This is a genomic window from Saprospira grandis (assembly GCF_027594745.1).
GTDB classification, from domain to species: domain Bacteria; phylum Bacteroidota; class Bacteroidia; order Chitinophagales; family Saprospiraceae; genus Saprospira; species Saprospira grandis.
The window spans coordinates 3,988,366-4,008,891 of the sequence record NZ_CP110854.1 but is presented as its reverse complement, the minus strand read 5'-3'; the positions used below and the strand labels follow the sequence as shown (position 1 = coordinate 4,008,891).

The following is a 20,526-nucleotide window of genomic DNA, read 5'->3' as shown; positions in this document are numbered from 1 at the left end:
TATTAAAACTTCTTCTTTATAAAACCTATCAGAATTTCCATTTTCTTGTTCATCAAAAAAAATAAATCTACTGTACCAACATACCCTTTAATTATTTCCATTTCATCTATTTTATAATTGGATAATAAGCTCCTTAATAGAGCCAAACTGAAATTAAGGCCAATCGCCTTTCACTTTACTCCATACGGACCAATTTAGGATAAAATCGGCCTAAAACATTTACTAAATCGGTTTGTGCGGCGATGACCAAAGAGGATAAGCAACTACCCTAAATCTTAACCTTAAAGTATTCCTCTTTCATTACCGCATAGCGTATATCTTCCACAAAGTCATGCCCTTTTAGGAAAATACAGTCTTCTATGATAATATCATTCTTAAGTACACTTTCGTCAAAATCAACCTCTCCTAAAAAAACGCAGTTGCGAATAATTATTGGCTCACGGTTGTAGCCACCATCCATCAATCTGAAATACCCAATAACAGAATTAGTGATAGTCAGCCCCCCATATATATAAGCAGCGTACATATCTAGTCTTAAAATGACAGAATCTTTTATTTCTATTCGTTTTTCATATTGCCCAGTAATAGTAGCAACTACACGACAAATACATTTTTCTATTAAAACTTCTTCTTTGAGAAGATCACTAGTTATGATAGATCCTTGTTCATCATCAAAAAGAAAACTTATACCATCAGCATATCCTTTAGTTACCTTCATTTTATTTATTTTATAATGATATATAGTAAGGTCCTTAGCAAGTAACAATTTGGAAATCAATACCTGCTAGAGATAGCTCCCTACAACTTAACTTTAAAAAATTCTGGTCTACTTACCCCCTTAGGGTACTCGATATCCTGTATAAAGTTGTGCCCTTTTAAGAAAATACAGTTTTCTATGACAATATCATAGTTAAATGTTGCCCCTTTAAAGTCAATATCTCCTGTAAAAATACAATTACGGATAATGATTGGCTCTTGGTAATGACAGCAATCCATCAGCCTAAAGGATCCAATGACCGAATTGCTGATCGTAAGCCCTCCTTCAAAATCAGCCTCAAAAAAAGTCAACTCTGAAATAACAGAATCTTTTATCTCTATTCGTTTTTTATATACTACCCGAACTCCTTTAACTGTATTGCAGATAGCTTTTTTAATTAAAACTGCTTCTTTATAAGAAAGATCAAGAATACCTTCTTCTTTTTCTTCAAAAAAATCCAATATTAATTGCTCAACATAGCCTTTAATTACTTCCATTTCATCTATTTTATAATTGGATAATAAGCTCCTTAATAGAGCCAAACTAAAATTAAGGCCAATCGCCTTTCACTTTACTCCATACGGACCAATTTAGGATAAAATCGGCCTAAAACATTTACCAAATCGGTTTGTGCGGCGATGACTGACTCAATATCTTTATAAGCATCTGGAGATTCATCCAATCCGCCACCAATAAGTTCTACTCCTGCATTTTTCAGGATAGCCTTCATTTCGGCCTTAGAAAAGGTTTCGGTTGCTCTTCGGCGAGACATTTTTCGGCCAGCGCCATGTGAAGCAGAACCCAAAGCTGCGGCCAAGCCCTTACCTTCTACCAAAAAAGCGGGAGCCGTCATAGAGCCAGGGATTACGCCTAGTTCGCCAGCGGCAGCGGGAGTTGCTCCTTTGCGGTGAACAATTAGCTCCTTGCCGTTATGGACCTCTTTCCAGGCGAAATTATGGTGGTTTTCCACTCGGACATAAGGTTGTAGCCCTAAGCCTTCTGCCATTCGGCGATGGATATGATGATGACAGGCCGAGGCATAATCGCCAGCCATATTCATGGCCATCCAGTATTCTTGGCCTTCGGCCTCCTCCATATTGAACCAAGACAGATGCGCATATTCTTTAGGCAATTGGCGTTTTTTCTGCGCCAGGCGGCTATAATGATTGGCTAAAAAGGCCCCAAAACCTCTAGATCCGCTATGCGTTAAGAGCGTTAGGTAACGGCCTTTGGGCAAACCAAAGCGCTCTGTTTCCAAATCTAAATAGCCCCATTCTACAAAGTGGTTTCCGCCACCAGAAGAGCCAATTTGGGCATAAGCCTTATCTTTTAATCTTCTCAGAATAGACAATTGTCCAAATTCGGGGCGATCAAAGAAATCATCCCCTCTTTTGTTATCTTCAAAAGTAGCTCTACCGAAGCGGCTATGCAGATTCAAGCTTTTTAGCAGCTGGGCTCTTTCTTTTTCCAGAAAATCGCTAGGGGCTTCAAAAACGCTCATACACATTCGGCAACCGATATCTACACCTACGGCATAGGGAATAATGGCATTTTCGGTAGCCAAGACCCCGCCGATAGGCAAACCATAGCCATGATGGGCATCAGGCATAAGGGCGCCCGCTTTGGTAATGGGCAAACGCATAGCATTTTTCATTTGGTCCAAAGCATTTTGAGCAATTTGTTCTACTCCAAAAATGGGGAAGTCTTTATCTACAAAGTCATATTGGGGGACCTCCGCTTGATAGTCTAGTACTTTTAGGGCCAAGGGACCAAGAACCGCATCTTGTCGATAGGCCTCGGCATCTTTCCATAGATTGGCCAAAAGGGCCATTTTTTCTTCTTTGGGCGTATACTTATAATGTTTCCCTACAGCCAACATGGCCATGCTTCTCAATACGGCATCTTTATATCCTAGAGCCGCTATTTCCTTTGATTTTAATTTTTCTTTCTTTGCCACGATATTATTTTTTTGTTTGACGGCTTGTTAAAGCTCCCCTTTGGCAAAAAAATTCCCTGAGCCTAAAAAAAAGTTAACATTATTCTTGGTCCTTACTCAAGGCGGCGAAGCCGCCTGCGAGCGAAGCGAGCCCCGGCCCAGCGCTGCGGAGCGGGTGGCCAAAGGCCAGACCGAGCTGGCGAAACCAGCGACAACAAGGCTGAAAGCCGCAGTTCGATGACCGAAGGGAATAACGGCCGAACAGACCTGTGAGCCCCCCAGCATAGCGGCGGCCGCCCCATTATAAAGGGCGGCCGCGGGCCCCCAAAAAAAAATAGAAAAACAATATTTTTTTCGTGCAGCAATAGCTGTCACAAAACGGCAGTCAAAATAAAACAAAGAAAATAGAGTAACTCAAAAACCCAAAACTTAGCAAGAGCAAAGCACCATAAACAAAACTTAATTTCCCAAAAACAAAGCAGCTCAAAAAAATAGCCCCCTAAGGCCCAGCTAGGCTAAACAAAAAGTTATCATTTTCTAAAAATGAATATTTGAAGGAAGGAACCAAAATCCCTAATTTTGCATCTAGTAGAACGTATTTTTTTATTTAACCTTTTTCTAGAACTAAAACCATGCAAAACACGCAATTCTGGGCGTTTATTTTGTTTCTTTTTCTTGGACAAAATAGTTGGGCCCAAAACTTTGACGATTACCGCTGTCTTAGATCAAGCGGTGACGTTCCCGAACGATTTTCCTTAAGCTCGGCACAAAAGTACGAGCTAGGGTTGGCCCAATTGGATGAGGGCCTGAGCAACAAAGACCGAAAAACCCAAGAAAAGTACCAGCAAAAGGCCATTTACACCATTGACGATTTGCTTCGTTCTGGTAAAGTACTATTTGGCACGCCCCTCAATGACTATGTCAATCGGGTGGGTAATCGTTTGTTGGAGCACACTCCTGAACTCAAAGGCAAGGTTGATTTTTTCATTATTCGCTCTTCTGCGGTCAATGCTTTTGCTACGGCAACGGGTTTGGTCTGCATCAATATGGGACTTTTGGCCCAATTGGAGAATGAGGCCCAACTGGCTTTTGTGCTTTCTCATGAGCTCATGCACGTACAAAAGCAGCATGGTTTGAGTCAGTATGAAAAAGACATTGCCATTCTCAAGGAGAACCGTCAGCGCAGTCTTTTTAAGAAAACCGACTTTAACAGCGCCCTGCTCGAGTCTAACTCTTACTCTAGAGAACTAGAATTTGAAGCGGATAAGGGAGGTTTAGAGATTTTCCTCAAAACGCCTTATAGCGTAGATGCATTAGAGTCTTCTTTTCAGATGCTCTATTACTCTTATTTGCTTTATGACACGACTCGCTTTGATGTTAGTTATTATAATGAAGGTAGCTGCCAGCTAGATCCTTCTTTATTTTTGGCTAAAGATAGCCTAAAACATATTTCGGCTTGGGTAGATGATGCAGAAAACACAGATACCTTAAAAAGCACTCACCCTAGTACGCTTCGCCGTTGGGAGATTGTCAAGGAAGCGATTGCGGGCAAAACTGCTGGCGATAAATTGTTTATTGAGCCTCAGGCAGATTTTGAGCGCATGCGTAAAACAGCTCGTTATGAGCTCGCCAGCTACTACCTACATAATTTCCGTTTTGAGGATGCGCTTTATGTGGTCCAATTGCTACGCAAAGAAGAGCCCAACAGCCGCTACTTGAGAGAAGTGGAAGTACAGGCCCTACATGCTATTTCTAGGTTTTCTATGTATGAGTCTAGAAGCTTTCAATCTAGTGACTATCGCCGTCAGCGAGAAACCTACAAAAACATTGAGGGTGGACAGCAGCAACTTTATTTCTTGAGCAGCAACCTTCGGGCCGTAGAGCTTTCTGCTTTGGCCCTTTATAAGGCTTGGAAACTGCATAAAGATTATCCAGAAGATCGCTATATCTTTGATTATTACCGCGATGCTATCTATGTCTTGCAACAGCATATTCCCAACTTTGAGCAATTGCCCAAAGCCATGCAAGAAGCCGAAATTAAGGCCTATTTGGCCAAGGCCCCTGCAGCACAAGACTACTCTGTACCTAAGGTGACCAAAGATAGCCTTATCGAGGTGCTTCAGGATGCAAATATTGAGGTTCTCTTTGATAGCTACCGCAAAGAATATGGCTACAGTAATTTAGACAAAGGCTATAATCTTGCCCGTTATATTCTTTCGGACCTAATGCAAGATGAGGACTTTGAGGACTATTATAGCCGTACGGAAGATTATCATGAGGCGCAGGAAGAACGAGACTCGCTCTATGATGCAGAGTCAGAACGCCGCAAAGCCGCCAAAGAAGAGGTGGACCGCAACTTGGGCATTGACTCTATTCTTTATGTCAATCCTTATATGTTGAGCTTGAAGCGCAAGCGTTTTTATCTTGCTGATAATCATTCTATTGATTTCGAGAACAATCAGAAACTACTCGATAAATACTATGCAGAAGTACATAAAAATGCCGACAAACTAGGCCTTTCTGTACAAACTCTAGATACTCGAGAAGTAGAAACACTCACGGCTGAGCGTTATGCTGATGTAGCTACTCTCAAAGATTGGATTCGTCTTCGGATGAATGTTAATGACCGCAATCATCCCATCTTTAACCAAAGAGAGGTAGATGAAATTTGCGAGAAGTACGGCAGCCATTATGTAGTTACTGGAGGCTATATGCAAGAAGGCATCGATGGGAAAAAACGACTCCGCCGCAGAGTAATTACCTATGGTGTTTATGCAGGCCTCCTCTTTGGTGGTATTGCTCTTACTAATGCTGAAGACGATGGACTAAAGAACACGGGAGCCTTCTTTGTGATTGCTGCCTCAACTGGTTTGTTTTTCCAACTTCCAGCTCACTTCGTCAACAACATGAGATCTAGAGGTAACCAAATTTACTTCTCTACCATCTTCAATACCCAAAACTCGACCTATGAGACCTTGGGTACAAATACAAAACCATATAATGGGAAGATTGGTCAATTGTCCCGATCTATCAAGAAACAAATTCGTAAAGACCTCAAACGCATCAAAGCGGAAGATAAATAAGCTATTTATATGAAATCACTAATTTGCAGCTTTTTGCTGCTTTTCCTAGGGCTACAATTGCAGGCCCAAGATATATATTATCCAGATTTGGCCGCCTTTCTAAATAATGAAGGGCAAAAAATTAGCCAAGTCAAAAAGGCAAAGTTTGTCAATATTTACGAGAACTACTTTCAATACAACATCAGCGTAGAGCTAGAAAATGGGGATAAAATCAATAGCCTTTGGAAATCCCAGGGCCCTAGTTTCATTAAGCGAAACGGCGATGTCTACTGCCTTAAAAGAACGACTATTGGTACTTATGGTTCTACTTATATTTATCAGGATGACTGCTATAAGTTAAAAACAGTGGGCCATTTTTTCTATTTCCGACAAAGCAAGGAGGCTCATCTTTTCTTGGATGAGTTTAAGAAAAAAGACCAGTATAAAATCAAATCCAATGTAAATGATGAATATGTGGCCATGCTGCTAATGGGTTCTGGCAAAAACTACTGGGGACTCATCAACCAAAACTACATCATGAACAGCCTGGCCAATATTAGCGAGATACATACGGTGGGCGCTAGCCTATTCCGCCACTGCCGCAAGTTTGTAGAAGACAAAGCAGAGCGTGAAGGTATCGAGTACAAAGATGCTTCTTTTAGTATGAAAGAATTTGAAAATATTCTTTACCAATACGAAAGAGGAGAACTCTAATCCGTAGTTAGTTAATTAGTTAAGCGTCCCTTTTTGGGGCGCTTTTTTTTGGGGCCTGCCGCCTGCGGCGGCCGGGCTGTTTCGCAGCTCGCTGTTCGCTCGGCCCTGCGTCGCCTTCGGCGCCTTGGTCTGGCCTAACGGCCACTGCTGTCCATCCCTAGGCCTGCGGCCCTTCGGGCCTGTAGGATGGATATATGGACCTGTAGGTTAAAACCTACAGCAACAAAGGAGGCCAAGCTAAACGCAATAAAAATGGGCCGAAGGTTAAAACCATCGGCCCATAATGTCTTCTAATACAAGGAAAGCTGTTTATTTATGGAGGGTTTTAACCCTCCATTTTATATTAAAATGCATTCGTTAATTGGTTGTAGGTTTTAACCTACAGTCCATGGCCGAAGGCCAAACGGCCTAGCGATGTGCAGGGGTGGCCGAAGGCCAGACCAAGCGGGCGCAGCCCGCGCAGGGCCGAGCGAGCAGCGAGCCCCGAAACGTAGCGCCTGCCGAAGGCAGGAGGCCCCAAAAACAAAAAACCCTAGCAGAAAACTACTAGGGTCGATCTAACTATTCGAGCTCAGAAGTGATGAGTTCGGTACAACAAATTGTCTTAAATCAGGGCATATTGGTTGTGTGCGATAATGCCTGTGCTACGGCGGCTAATTTGCAAAAAGCGTTTCTCGAAGCCATTGCCGAGGCTACCTTCATAGGCGGCCATACCGTCTAGGCCAGAGTTGCCGAGGACCAAAGCGAGTTTAGTCATCATCTGCTCGCTAGGGTTGGGAATGCGCAAGCCCATTTCGAGTAAACCGGTCTTTCCGAACTTGAAGAAGCTCTCCATATAGGCGGGTTCATCCTCTATCAAAACGCCCAACAAGGCCTCGGGAAAAGGATTTACGTTTAGGGCTTTGGCTTGGCTAATATGCAATTCGGCATTTTCGCGGGCATTGGCCCCAAAGAGCTCAGTGGCAAAAAAGCTGTAGGTATCGGCAGCTAGAGAGCGGCCAAAAAGCACGGCTGCATCGGCTTCATGCTGGGCGTACCAAGCTTCAATTTGATCGCGATGCGTAGAGGCGGGGACCAGCTTTAGGGTTTGGCCCAGGGGATACATTCCAGAAAGGGCCCAGCCGGTATTTTGCAGGCTTTCGCCTAGCTCTAGGAAGAGCTGCAGCTTACCTTCGCCTCCGCCAATTTGCAGGCCTTTTTTAAAGACCTTGAGCTCATTGGCATTTAGGCCGGCCATCTTCACAAATTCGGCATAGCGGTTGGCCAGCAACTTATGGTCGCTAGATTCTACCCCCCAGCAGACATCAGATTGATTGAAAGCGGTGCTATTGAGCAGCGTAGTTTGCTCTTCCATGAAAGGGCGCATTTGGCCCAGCCATTGGCGGAGGAGGCCCTCCTTATCGTCGGTCATGAAAGGGAGGCTCATGAGCGCTCCTCTCATTCTAATTACAGATTCCATTTATAATTGATTGTGGGGTTGAATAATTAGGCTTTTGCATTTTCGGGAAGCTGTTGCCAGTTTTCGTAGTAGTCAGAAATATCGGACAAATGGTAGGTATCTCCTAATTTTATGGGCTCGGTCTCTCCGTCGCCATAATCTAGGGTATATTGGCCCCAAATTTTTCCAGTTACTACATCGGATAAAAAGTTTTTATCGGTTAGGCAAAGCTTAGTAGCCTGATAAAGATCGACATACTCTTCAATGGAGTAAGTTTTGTTATCCTTTTCCATCCAAGAACTAAAGCCGGCCCAGATTGAGGTTTCTATGTTAATATAGGTAGCCATAGCGGTGCGAACAGCATCGGTTGACTCATAAGGCTGGGGCAACTTATTGCTCATGCTCAAGAGCTGGCCCAAAGAAAGGCTAGACAAATCTTGGCCAGGATCCAAGCCCATAGCGCTTAGTTCATCAGCTGATTTCTTAGCCAATTCCTTAGCCATATTCTCCTTAAAGTTGGCTTGTGCTTCTTTGAGCGAGGCCAGCATTTCGGTTTTCACCTCTTCAGGATCAGGAAGTTCAACATCTTCGGGAAGATCTAAGTTGTTGAGTTTTTCCATCTTCTTAGAAACAAACTCATCAATTTGGGTTCCTAATGAGATATCCAGATTTTCATCGGCCTCTCCTTCGAGAACACCATTAACGATATTGATGTAAACCTGAGGATTTTTCATATTGGCCGCCATAGCGCTAAAGAACTCGCTAGGATTTTCGGCAGCCACCAAATAGGTCTCTGTTCCTTCATCCTCATCTTCGCCCCAGGCGTCATCAAAATTAAAGTTACTAGAGGCATCCTCTCCAAAGATAAGGTCTAGTGCTCCATCTTTGAGTTGACCAGCCCCTTCTGCCAATACGCCCTTGAGATAAGTGGCGGGCATAGAGATAAAGAAATCCTTTCCCCAAGCCTGCAATTCAGCAGTTGTAGAGGTTACTGGATTTGTTTTCTCATGGAAGATGCTATTTGTAATAGAATCGGCAATCAGATCAGCCATATCAGAAGGAGCTCCTAGTAGAATTTCCTTGAGGGGGTTCAAGAATAGGGTATCTTTATCTCCTCCAGTGATGCCTTTTTCAAGATTAGTCAATACGCCCTTTAGGTCAATAGCATCTAAGGCAGCACCTGCCCAGAAAGTCATCATATTGGCCGTTTGGTTGGCTAGGAACTGGGCGACAAACTCGCTAGCTCCTCCATAGTTATTTCCTTTTACGGCCATTTCTACGGCCTCATTGATCACTGTAGTAATAGCTGTAGAAGTCATGGCCCAAAGCATCTGCATAAGAACTGGAGCGGCGGGAATTCCAGCCATACTAGAAACAGCCATCAAAATAGATCCAGCAACAATAGAAACCACCATACGAAGGCGGCCGTCATACTTCTCTTTAGTTTCTAGGAAGCGTTCTTGAGCGGCTTCTAGTTTTTCGCTAGCATCGGCTAGGTTTCCACTATATTTTTCCTGTTCTTCTGCCAATACTTCGGGATCTGCAGTAGCGAGCGCATCGAGTTTTTCTCTTCCTTTCCAGCCTTCTTTGAGGAAGTTGGCGCCCTCATGCTCTTTTTGCTGCGATCTAGAGCTGAGTGAGCTCCATTGGATACCTTCTTGTAGTTGACGTTGGTACTCTACAGTAGAAATAGCCTTAATATCTGCCCCTAGCATCTGAATTTCAGCATCGCTAAGTCCAGCCTCACCCAAAACCCCTCGAATATCGTCTAGCTGAGTAGGATCTTGTAGGGCGGCGGCAATCTGTTCTCTCAAGCCCTTTTTAAAGTCGGCAATTTTATCGCCAGAAGCAGTTTGATCGAGTTGTAGTTGAATATCCTTTTTGATGTCGAAGGCTCTAATTTGAGCAGAAACCTGCTGCAATTGCTTTTCTAGGGCCTCTATTTCTTCCACATCTTCCGCTGTTTGTGCAGCTTTGTCTTGGAGGGCTCTAATCTTCTCTACCAATTCTTTTTTGCTGGCAATCTGCCCCTTGAGCTTGGGAATATCGAACCAATCCTTGAGCAAGACCGTCGCATCTACTCCCTCGGTAAGTGCTTCAATATCTTCTAGGGGAACACGGCGTTGCAAGAAGGTATCATCTCGGCTATGCTTAAGCATATCGACAACAGAAGGCTTCTCTCCATGAAAAATTTGGTAGGTTAGGGCATCGACCTCTTTGCTAATCGTATAGCCTAATTTACCCAATTCTGCCAAGACCTCTTGCATGTCAATCCCTGAGTTTCTGGCCTCGTAGGCAATATTGGCCAACATGGCCTTAGAGGTATCACTTTTTTCTTCTTCGGCCATACGAGCAGCCCAGTACATTGGCGTCTCCTTACGCTTTTCTTCCTCAGCTTGAACAAGCTTAATTTCGGCCTTAGTCATCATTTTGTGCCGCTTGGGCTTGCTGATCATTTCGGCAGTAGTGCTATCTATACCCGTCGTTTCAATCTCGGGATCAGCAATTTTTGTTTGCCATTCGAGCAATTCAACAAGCTCTTGGTCAGCCGCTTTTCTAGCCTCTTCAATTAGAGAGGGAGCGGGAGGTAGGCCAAGTTTGGCCATGGCCACTTTCCACTCCGCTTTTTCGGTATCGCCCTTAAAGGTACCATTTAAGGCATTTTGTTTTAGGCGTTGGAGCATGCCGATGTCCTGCTTGATCGCTACAATTTCCTTAGAATCTGGATCTAGGTCCTTAATTACCTTCATGGCCTTTTCGGCTACAAAAAAGTTACTATCAGTGAGCTTTTCTAGTTGGCGATAGTTGTCGCCTCTAGCCCCATCACTATCTACCATATCCAGAATTTTGACCATATAGTCATCATGGATAGCGGCCTCGTTTAAGATGGGAATCAGATGCTTCTTGGCCTTATTTAAGATAGCCGTTTTCCGATTTGGATCTGTGTTGGGATTGGTAAACTCTGCCAATTCTGCGGCAGTACAGAACTTCATGATGAGGGTTTCTTGGGGAGATTCTACATTATCTCCAAAGAGCAAATCTTGCATCTTTTGGCCCATTTCCTCATTCTGTTTCCACTTGCTGTAGCTACTTTTTTGTGCCTGCTGTTTGGCCAGCTGCTTCATTTGATCAATAACGCGAGTAGACTCTTGGCCCTGAACAGGCTCTGAATGAAACTCGATCAAAGAACGCAAATAAGCAGCTTCGCTGTCTTTTAGACCTGTAAATACGCCATCAGCAGAGTCTTTTAGTTTTTTAGAAAACTCACTGTTGCTATTCAAAACAGCGGCCCGTTCTTCAGGAGTCGAGTTTTCTAACCACTCATTGATCACTTTTTTGAGGCCCTCAAAATCATTACCTAGGCGGTTGAAGCTCGCCATAAGGTAGTAGTCGCTCTTAGAGGTATAGCTTTTTCCTGTAGTATTATTGATGGTCTGCAACTCTTGGCTAATATCATCCTCTCGCTTGAGCAAAGAGAGCGCCTGCATCTGAGCCCGATATTTATCCTTGCCTCCAATCTTCTGGTTAATAGCCAGGGCAAAACGATCTGATTTTGCCTTATTGATATCTAGAATTGTATCAATTTCTGCAGAAGAAAGCTCTGAATTCATATAGGCAAAAGCATCGCCTACTTCTTTGGCAAACCAGCCCTTGCCCAAGAGGCCAAGTGCCATGGCCGGACGAACAAAGTTGGAAACGCTATCCTGATAATGCTGCTTTAGGTAGAGAAACTGCAAGCTTTCGGCCCCAAATACTTTTTGTAGATCAGGCAAAATGCCCAAGCTGTTATGACCAAAAATTTCTACTACGGCCTTACGATATTCTTGGTCCAAGGCAAAGTCATCACTGTCCACCAACCAAAGCGTAACCGCAGAAAAAAGTGTATCGGAAGAAGAAGCTTTGCCTCCTTTGAGCAATTCTGCCAATTTTCTGGCCCGTTCATCTACGCTGCTATTTAGCATTTCTGCCGCCCGCTCCGATGAAGCAGCAGAACCCGCCCGCTCTTCAAACATTTTAGTGCCCTGAGCGGCAGCTTTCTCCATATCGCTATCGCCTAGCTGGCCATTGCCTGCATTGATTTGCTGACGAAGCTGGGCAATGGCACTGGCTTGTTTACGCTCGGTGCTATTTCGGCCAGCAGCAGGGTAACGCTGCTCCCAGGCATCCATATTTGCTATTAAGCGCTTGAGCAAGGCTGGCCCCGCAATGGGGTCATTCTTCACCTTTTCATATTCTTCTAAGGCCTTACAGATGTTTTTGTACTGATCGCTCCAGCCCCAACCCGGACTTCCTCCAATACTCTTGAATGCCCCTGCAGAAAAGAGCTCTACAGGCGCTTTTTCTACATGAAGATTGGAAACAAAATCATAAACCTCATCATAAAATTTAGAGGCGGTGGTGTACTCCTCGGGCAAAGGACTAAACTTCTTTCTAAAGTTTTCTACAAACTGCTTGAGGTTGGCCACTACTTTTTGCTTAAGCTCTGGCTTACTGTCCATCACCCCAGCTTGCAATTGCTCATAAGCTTGCTTCACTTTGGCATTGATCGCCTTTTGCTCCACCGCATTTTCTTCCTCCTGAACTTCAGGCGCTTGAGCAGCAACAGCATTCTCCTCCGCGCCCAGTTCACTGCCATCGGCATTGACGAACTTGAAGTTATATTTATTTTTAAGGGCCTTTTTGAGCTGCTTCAAAATGGGCGCCTTAGAGGTTCCTTTACTCACAATCAAACAAATGGTCGCATCGCCATCTTCTGCACCTTCTATATAGGCCTTGCCCACACTGACCATCTTCTTGTTCTTCTTTAGCTCTTCTTTGGCGATTTTTTTCCAAGCTGGAGCCAAAAAACCGACCACCAAAATGGGCGTCTCCTTGGGGTTATCCGAGTACTTATAGTCTACTTTCAAAAAATATCCCGTAGCTGTTTCGGGACTGTTGTGGTCCACAGCCAGATCTTCCCCCCAAGACAGGTAGAACTTTTTATACTTTGGCCAAGCCAAGCCAGCCTGAAACTCCTCTGGCTTTATCTTTTTAATTTTCATCTAAAACGCTTTGTTCGGTTAACAAATTTTGACATGCCTCAATTTAAGGCAAGCCATAGAAAATGGCCTTTTTTCAGGGTGGACAATTGGTTCTTTTTCCTTTTTTTTGGGGCCCGCGGCCGCCCCAATTAGGGCGGGCGGCCGCCGCTATGCTGCGCCGCTCGCAGGTCTGCTCGGCCCTTCGTTTTTTTCGCTTTGCTCAAAAAACTCGGTCTGGCCTGACGGCCACGGCTGCGCAGCGCTGGGCCATGGCTCGCTTCGCTCGCAGGCGGCTTCGCCGCCTTTTTAAGGCCTAGCGCTGGGAGCTAGTGCGGCACAGCCGCAGACCAAAGCCCGCAGGGCTGCAGGGCCGAGCAGACTTGCGAGCTAGCGGACATAGCGCCACAAGCATAGCGCAGTGGAGGCCCCAAATCCCTAATAAAATTTAAGCGGTTAGTTAATTTAATATTAAAAACTAAGACTTTAACATTCGGAAGATAATTCTATAAAAAAAGGTTAGACAGAATACTGTTTCTGTAAATCAGCTTCACGCTCTAATTATTCTGCACAAAAAACACATTCAATAAAACTATAATGTATTTCGGGCCAAAATTAGGGATAGACATTCGTACGATTTTTTCCGTTCATTTTGTGACGCAGCTGCCCCCCAGCTGTCTAAACAAATGTATGAAACTAACAACAATCATGAATAAGAATTTCCATCTACTCCTAGTCCTCCTTTTTTCTCAGCAGCTTGTACAAGCGCAATTTGGCCCCGCAGGTGTGGGCAATAGTAGCAATAATGGCCTTTGGCTGGCCGCAGATGCCATTCCCGCAGTGGCCGATGGAACGCCCATTAGTTTTTGGCCCGACCAAAGCGGAAATGCCAACCATGCCCAACATGCCGTAGCGGGTCGCCAACCCACTTATGTTAGCAACTCCAATATCAATGGCCAACCGGCCCTTCTTTTTGATGGCAGCAACGACCAAATGATTGTGCCCGATGCCGATATTTTAGATGGTAGCAATGGCCTGACCTTCTTCTCTGTCGTTCGAGGCAATAATATTGATGGCAACCCAAGAGGTATTTTTGGCAAACGCATTACCTATACCGTTAGTGTGGAATATGCCTATACCTTCTTTTTTTGGAACAGCAATAATATCACGGCCGATATTCATACCCAAAATAACCGTTTTTCTACTTCAAACAGCTTTAGCAATGGCGTAAACTATATGCCTAGCCTTATTTTTGATGGTAGTCTGGCCAGTAGCCAAAGAAGTAAAATTTATGAGCGAGGACAGCTTATCCGCACAGCGGCAGAGAGCTCTAGCACGCTGCCCAACTCCAACCAAGACCTCTGTATCGGCGCCCTTAATGTTGATTATGGAACCTATTTTGGTGGCGAATATGCCGAGCTTATCCAATTCAATTATGCGCTTAATTCGGCCCAAAGAGTAATTGTCGAAAACTATCTAGCGGCCAAATACAATATGACTATCGCCCGCGACTATTTCAGCTTTAAGAATACCTATGGACATGAGGTGGCCGGTATTGGCCGAGATGATGTCAATAACCTACATGATGATGCCCAAGGCTCTTCTTTTATCCGCATCAATAATCCCTCAAATATGGAGGATGGCGAGTTTTTACTCTGGGGCCACAACAATGGCGATATTAGTACTAATAATACCAGCGATGTGGATGGAACAATCATCGAAGCCCGCCTCAACAGAAGCTGGCGCGTACAAGAAACTGGCGACCTGGGCCCAGTAGACATTATCTTTGATGTAGCCCAATACAATCAATTTGACCTCAATGACCTCCGTTTGTTGATTGACCGAGATGGCGACGGCTTTGCCGATAATGATGTCCCTGTTCGTATGGGAACTCCTGTTGGCGCCACACAAATTTTATTTGCTACCGTAGACCTAGTAGATGGCGACCGTATTACGCTGGGCTCTATCAATGAAGGAATCACTCCTTTGCCCCTAGATTTAATTCGCTTTGAGGTAAATCAAGCAGAAGAAAACAAGGCCCAATGGAGCTGGCAAACGGCCCAAGAAGAAAACCTTTTGGAGTTTGAGCTTCTACATAGCCTCGATGGCCTAGACTGGCAGAGCGAAACCCTCATTGCCGCTCGCAACCAAAACGAAACCCAAAACTATAGCTACCTACAAGAAGAATTGGGCCCTGGCCAACATTATTTCCGCCTCAAAATCTGGGAAGAAGATGGCAGTTATAGCTTCTCTTCGGTTAAATCGCTTTTTGTAGACAGTGAGCAAGCAATACTTACACTTTTCCCTAATCCCGCCAAAGATTGGGTAGAAATTAGCAGCTCTCAAAGCTTAGAAAATACTAATTTACAAGCCTTTAATCAGCTAGGGCAAGCCCTTCCGCTGCAGGTTCAACAAAATGGGCAAAATCTGCGTTTAACTATTAGTGACTGGCCCGCAGGGCAATATATCATTCGCCTAGAACAAAATGGAATTGTCCGCAATTTGCGCCTAATCAAGCCATAAAGAACTATCTGTCTATCTGCCAGTCTTCGGACTGGCTTTTTTTATGCCTCAAATGGCCCTTTTTTGGCGCAAAAAGCTTAATTTAATGGACAAACTCATCAAAATTACTAATGAATAAAGAACATCTGCTGAAAATTGGGCAGCAAGAAATTGACCTGCTTGCCCTGGCCCAAATGGCCCCAGAAGCCCTGATCCCCATTTTAGAGCAAATTTACTTTGATGGCTATCAAGCGGGCAAGGCCGCAGCCCCCAAAGCTCCAAAAACAACGGAAGAAGTCGTAATTAAGAAGGAAAGTAGCGAGGAAATTCGCATTTCCCTAGCCACAATCCAAGACGAAACGGTCTCTACCGAAGACCCGCTGCACAAAAGAATGCGAGAAATGGAGGAAATGGTCTACCGCTTCAAGCGCCCTGGTTTTGTCCTTTACCGCCTCAATGGCACCGAAGAAGAATACCTGATGGGAAAATACAATTATAGTAGCCTGCCTATGAAAGCTCTTGTTTTTGATAGCCTAGAAGAGGCCAAGGCGCATAAAGATGCCTATTGGGGCGCCTATTATGAAGAACTAAAAATACGTCAAGTCTAAATGAAAAATTGGTCCTTTTGGCAACGTTTACTTTTGGCCCTACTCCTTTGTTTTGGAGTAGCGGCCCTAGGCGGCTGGGCTACTGCCCAAGGCTTGGCAGATTGGTACCCTCAACTCCAAAAGCCCAGCTTTAATCCCCCAGGCTACCTCTTTGGCCCCGTCTGGACCCTACTCTATACGCTAATGGCCATTGCCTGGGCAATGGTAGAAGGTAAAGGCAATAGCGCCAAAGCCCGCTTTTTCTTTCTGCTGCAGTTGGGCCTAAACGGACTTTGGTCCTTTCTCTTCTTTTTTGCCCAATCTCCCGGCGCCGCTTTGGTCGAAATTGCCCTACTTTGGGCCAGCATTTTTTACTGCATCCGCCTATTTTGGTCCATACAGCCCAAAGCCGCCTACTTCCTTTTCCCCTACCTGGCTTGGGTCAGCTTTGCCGCCCTGCTCAATGCCAGTATTTACCTTCTCAACAGCTAATGGATATGCCTCAGCGAACCATCGATACCCTTCTCGAAAAGTATGGCGAAAGCCACCAAAATTCTATCAATAAGGTCATTCACTGGATTTGCGTGCCCACAATTATGTTTAGTCTGCTTGGGCTACTGTATAGTATTCCCTTTTTTATCGAGCCTGCGCCCTTGCTCAATTGGGCCAGCATTTTGGTCGGCCTCACTTTTATCTATTATCTGCGGCTATCGCTGCCCATTTTTCTGGGCTTTCTGCCCATTGGCCTCGGCCTATTGTATGGCAATCATTATCTAGCCCAAGCCAGCGCTAGTTGGGGCCTCGCCTACGGTTGGCTAGCCTTTGGCCTCTTCTTTATCGCCTGGATTGGCCAGTTTATCGGCCACAAAATTGAAGGCGCCAAACCCTCTTTTTTAGAGGATCTGCAGTTTTTGTTGGTGGGTCCCGCCTGGCTGCTGCACTTTATCTATAAGTCGATCGGTATTAAGTATTAAGTTTTGGGGCCTCCCGCAGCTTTGCTGCGGGCGCTACGTTTCGCAGCTCGCTATTCGCTCGGCCCTGCAGCCCTAGGGGCTTTGGTCTAGCCTGCGGCCACTGCTACACATCGCTAGGCCAAATGAAAACTTGCTGCGCAAGAAAAACGCCCTGCGGGCGCCCAACTACTCCCCCCACTTTTTATATAACCCCTTGAAATAAGAAAATGAAACATAGAGGAAAACACCCTCAGGATAAACAATTATTTGGACAACAAACCCAACTCTGGAGCCTACAAGAGGCCGTTAGAGATCTCTCCTTTTTATTGGACCGCGGCTATGCCGAAAAATCTGCCTCTGAACTCGTAGGCAATCGCTACCGCCTCCGCAAAAGACAAAAAAAGGCCCTGCTCCTCATGAGCTCTGGCCAAGAAGCCCAAGCCAATCGCCTCAACAAACAAATTCCAGCCGAAATGCTGGCTGGCGAAACGCTCTATATTGATGGCTATAATTTACTCATTGGCATGGAAGCCGCCCTCTCTAAGGGCTATTTGCTAGAATGTGAAGATGGCCAAATCCGAGACCTGGCCTCCGTACACGGTAGCTACAAAAAAGTAATAGAAACCCAAAAGGCTATCGAAATTATGGGCCAAGCTCTTTTGGACCTAGAAGTAGAAAAAGCACATTGGATTTTTGACCGCCCCATTTCTAATTCTGGCAAACTCAAACAAGAGATGCTGCAAATGGCCCAAGAAAATAATTAGCCCTGGGAGGTAGAGCTCGCTTTTAATCCCGATAAAGAGTTGGTGCAGCTAAATAAACTAACCGCTAGCTCCGATGCCTGGATTTTGGACCGTGTAGACCGCTCTTTCAACTTTATGAGCTATTTGGTCCGCAATTATGTCCCTGATGCTGAGCTGATTAGCCTTTACGATATGGCCTAAACAAAAAAAGAGGCTGCTCCTATTCGGAACAGCCTCCCCTAAAAACCCAAACAAATAAACACAAAGACAATACAAATGTACGGATTAGATTTTAATATGCAAATATTCCCTACTTTTTTCTCCAATTTTAACATTTAAGGGCCAAGCTCTACAGGAGCGAAGCGACTTGGCTGAGGGATGGACAGCAGTGGCCCAAAGGGCCAGACCAAGCAAAATGAGCAAAGCGAATTTTTGCGCAGGGCCGAGCGAACAGCGAGCTGCGAAACAGCCCGACCCGCCCGCAGGGCGGGGCAGCCCCAAAAAAATATAAACAGATGTCAGAAAAATTGAAAGTAGTCATTTTGACGGGTGCAGGAATCAGTGCCGAATCGGGCATACAGACTTTTCGAGATGCCAATGGACTTTGGGAGGGGCATGATGTGATGCAGGTGGCTAGCCCAGAAGGCTTTGCCCAAAACCCGGCTTTGGTCCTTGATTTTTATAACCAAAGGCGGGCGCAATTGCATGAGGTGGCGCCCAATGCGGGGCATTTGGCTCTCAAGGATTTGGAGGCGCATTTTGAGGTGGCCCTGATTACCCAAAATGTGGACGATTTGCATGAGCGGGCCGGTAGCAGTCGGGTTTTGCATTTACATGGCGAGCTGTTTAAGAAGCGCTCTAGCCTAGATCCCGAAAATATTCAGCCTTGTAAAGACGATATTTTGTTGGGCCAAACTTGCCCAAAAGGTGGGCAATGGCGGCCGCATATCGTTTGGTTTGGAGAAGATGTGCCCATGCTGGGCGTAGCTGCAGCTTGGGCCGAATTAGCTGATATTTTTATTGTGGTGGGCACCTCTATGCAGGTTTATCCCGCTGCGGGTTTGATTCATTATGTCCCCAAAGCCTCGCCTAAGTTTTATGTAGATCCCAAGCCTGCCCAACTGCCTCATCTAGATAATTTGAAAGTTTTGGCCGAGCCTGCCACAACGGGCCTGCCCGCTTTGGTGGCCGAACTGATTGAAAAATACGGATAAATGCAAGAGAAAAATCCCTGGACCTTTTTGTCGCGCAAAAAAATATATAGCAATCCCTGGATTGAGTTGGAGGAAGACCAAGTTTTGGATCCTAGCGGTAAAGCGGGCATTTATGGGGTCGTTCACTTCAAGAATATTGCGGTGGGCGTGATTCCGATAGATGCCGAGGGCTACACCTATTTGGTGGGCCAATATCGCTATCCACTTTCGGCCTATAGCTGGGAAATTCCAGAAGGGGGCTGCCCCAAAACGGAGTCGCCTTTGGCGGCCGCCCAAAGAGAACTGCTAGAGGAAACTGGCCTGCGGGCCAAAAAATGGCGGCCCTTATTGCAGCTGCATACCTCCAATTCGGTCACGGATGAATCGGGCATCGTCTATTTGGCCCAAGAGCTCAGCCAAGGCCAGGCCCAGCCCGAAAGCAGCGAAGAACTTCGGCTTTGGCGCCTCCCTTTGGCCCAAGCCATCGAGATGGCCCTAAATGATGAAATTACGGATGTGATTTCGCAAGCCGCCCTCTTCAAGCTAAAAATTTTAATGGATAAAGATGAGTTGTAAATAGATTTATCTATTTTGTGCGCCCTTTGGCCTGTTATGGACCAAAGGGCTTTTTTATGACCTTTTTTAGCATACTTCATGGGACAATTGAAAGGAATTTTGCTGGTGGCCGCTGGGGCCTGCAGCTATGGCGTTTTGGCCACTTTTGTAAAAATGGCGACCCTCAAAGGCGGCCATATTGGCAATTTGACCTTGGGTCAGTTTGTTTGGGGCATTTTGATCCTCTTTATTTTGCGCTTGCTCTTTGGTGGCAAGGCCAAAAAGGCGGTTGCGCCCGCCTCTCTAAAAGAAAAAGGGCAGCTGTTGTTGGCCGGAACGGCCATGGGCCTAACCAGTACCTTTTATTATTTGGCCATCCAATATATTCCCGTTTCGGTGGGCATTATTTTGCTCATGCAAGCCATCTGGATGGGCATTTTGTTAGAGTCTATACTAGAGCGGAAATTCCCGCCTCTCATCAAAATCATGGCTGCCGCTATCGTTTTGGTCGGTACCTTTTTAGCCACCGGGATTTTGGGCCAAGAAGAATCCCTAAGCCTAGATTGGCGTGGCTTGGCCTTTGGTTTGGCCGCCGCTTCTAGCTATACCGTCACCCTCTATTCTTCTAACCGAGTGGTGTTGCGCCTGCCCAATTTGGAGCGCAGTTATTTTATGGTTTGGGGGGGATTGATCATCACGGTTTTGTTCTGGAACCTCAGCCTAATCGACAATTTTGGCTGGGCCGATTTTGCTAGCTGGGGACTGCTGATAGCGGTTTTTGGGACCGTCCTCCCTCCTATTTTGCTCAATGAAGGCATGCCGATTACGGGCACGGGCTTGGGCAGCATCATCGCCTCTATGGAAATTCCCGTCTCTATTCTTTTTGCCTATGTTTTGCTCAATGAACAGGTGGGCGGCTTACAATGGCTGGGCGTCGGCTTAATTCTGGCCGCCGTCTTTTGGATCAACTGGCCCAAAAAGGCCAAAGCCTAATCATAAAGCGAAAACGAGCTTCAGTTCGTTTTCGCTTTTTCTTTTTTGGGGCTGCCCCTTCGGGTCGGGCTATGC

General features: G+C 45.4%; 14 protein-coding genes and 1 pseudogene. 10 read left to right on the top strand and 5 right to left on the bottom strand.

What is annotated here, in order from left to right:
- Nucleotides 1-268: 268 nt before the first annotated feature.
- The 3 genes from OP864_RS15790 to OP864_RS15780 form a co-directional block, all read right to left on the bottom strand.
- Nucleotides 269-718: a hypothetical protein gene (locus OP864_RS15790; RefSeq protein WP_270099115.1), complete on the bottom strand. Its 450-nt coding sequence runs from the start codon at nt 716-718 to the stop codon at nt 269-271.
- Between the two features lie 80 nt (nt 719-798).
- Nucleotides 799-1,254, bottom strand: coding sequence for a hypothetical protein (locus OP864_RS15785; protein ID WP_270099114.1), 456 nt, complete (start codon nt 1,252-1,254; stop codon nt 799-801).
- 74 nt (nt 1,255-1,328) lie between these two features.
- Nucleotides 1,329-2,714 carry an RtcB family protein gene (locus OP864_RS15780; protein WP_270099113.1) on the bottom strand — a complete coding sequence of 462 codons (1,386 nt, stop codon included), beginning with the start codon at nt 2,712-2,714 and terminating at the stop codon, nt 1,329-1,331.
- 611 nt (nt 2,715-3,325) lie between these two features.
- Between OP864_RS15780 and OP864_RS15775 the strand changes: the two genes are divergently transcribed.
- On the top strand, nt 3,326-5,776 hold the full coding sequence (locus OP864_RS15775; RefSeq protein ID WP_270099112.1) for a M48 family metallopeptidase: 2,451 nt from the start codon (nt 3,326-3,328) through the stop codon (nt 5,774-5,776).
- Between the two features lie 9 nt (nt 5,777-5,785).
- Nucleotides 5,786-6,469: a hypothetical protein gene (locus OP864_RS15770; protein WP_270099111.1), complete on the top strand. Its 684-nt coding sequence runs from the start codon at nt 5,786-5,788 to the stop codon at nt 6,467-6,469.
- A 604-nt stretch (nt 6,470-7,073) separates the two neighbouring features.
- On the opposite strand, the gene OP864_RS15765 is transcribed toward OP864_RS15770, so the two are convergent.
- Both OP864_RS15765 and OP864_RS15760 read right to left on the bottom strand, forming a co-directional pair.
- A complete protein-coding gene (locus tag OP864_RS15765; RefSeq protein ID WP_270099110.1) occupies nt 7,074-7,928 on the bottom strand; it encodes a hypothetical protein in 855 nt (284 codons plus the stop codon).
- Between the two features lie 26 nt (nt 7,929-7,954).
- On the bottom strand, nt 7,955-12,949 hold the full coding sequence (locus OP864_RS15760) for a hypothetical protein (RefSeq protein WP_270099109.1): 4,995 nt from the start codon (nt 12,947-12,949) through the stop codon (nt 7,955-7,957).
- Nucleotides 12,950-13,615: 666 nt separating this feature from the next.
- Between OP864_RS15760 and OP864_RS15755 the strand changes: the two genes are divergently transcribed.
- From OP864_RS15755 to OP864_RS15715, 8 genes and pseudogenes are all read left to right on the top strand, one after another.
- Complete coding sequence (locus OP864_RS15755) at nt 13,616-15,448, top strand: DUF8202 domain-containing protein (protein WP_270099108.1); 1,833 nt, start codon at nt 13,616-13,618, stop codon at nt 15,446-15,448.
- Nucleotides 15,449-15,558: 110 nt separating this feature from the next.
- Nucleotides 15,559-16,035: a hypothetical protein gene (locus OP864_RS15750; protein WP_270099107.1), complete on the top strand. Its 477-nt coding sequence runs from the start codon at nt 15,559-15,561 to the stop codon at nt 16,033-16,035.
- Nucleotides 16,036-16,506 (top strand): TspO/MBR family protein, encoded by a 471-nt coding sequence (locus OP864_RS15745; protein WP_270099106.1) that lies wholly within the window; start codon nt 16,036-16,038, stop codon nt 16,504-16,506.
- A gap of 5 nt (nt 16,507-16,511) precedes the next feature.
- Complete coding sequence (locus OP864_RS15740) at nt 16,512-16,988, top strand: Mpo1 family 2-hydroxy fatty acid dioxygenase (RefSeq protein WP_270099105.1); 477 nt, start codon at nt 16,512-16,514, stop codon at nt 16,986-16,988.
- A gap of 206 nt (nt 16,989-17,194) precedes the next feature.
- Nucleotides 17,195-17,911 (top strand): annotated as a pseudogene (locus OP864_RS15735) (DUF434 domain-containing protein).
- A gap of 314 nt (nt 17,912-18,225) precedes the next feature.
- Complete coding sequence (locus OP864_RS15725) at nt 18,226-18,924, top strand: SIR2 family NAD-dependent protein deacylase (protein ID WP_270099102.1); 699 nt, start codon at nt 18,226-18,228, stop codon at nt 18,922-18,924.
- Nucleotides 18,925-19,479: an NUDIX domain-containing protein gene (locus OP864_RS15720; RefSeq protein ID WP_270099101.1), complete on the top strand. Its 555-nt coding sequence runs from the start codon at nt 18,925-18,927 to the stop codon at nt 19,477-19,479.
- A 78-nt stretch (nt 19,480-19,557) separates the two neighbouring features.
- Complete coding sequence (locus OP864_RS15715; RefSeq protein WP_270099100.1) at nt 19,558-20,451, top strand: EamA family transporter; 894 nt, start codon at nt 19,558-19,560, stop codon at nt 20,449-20,451.
- Nucleotides 20,452-20,526: the final 75 nt, after the last annotated feature.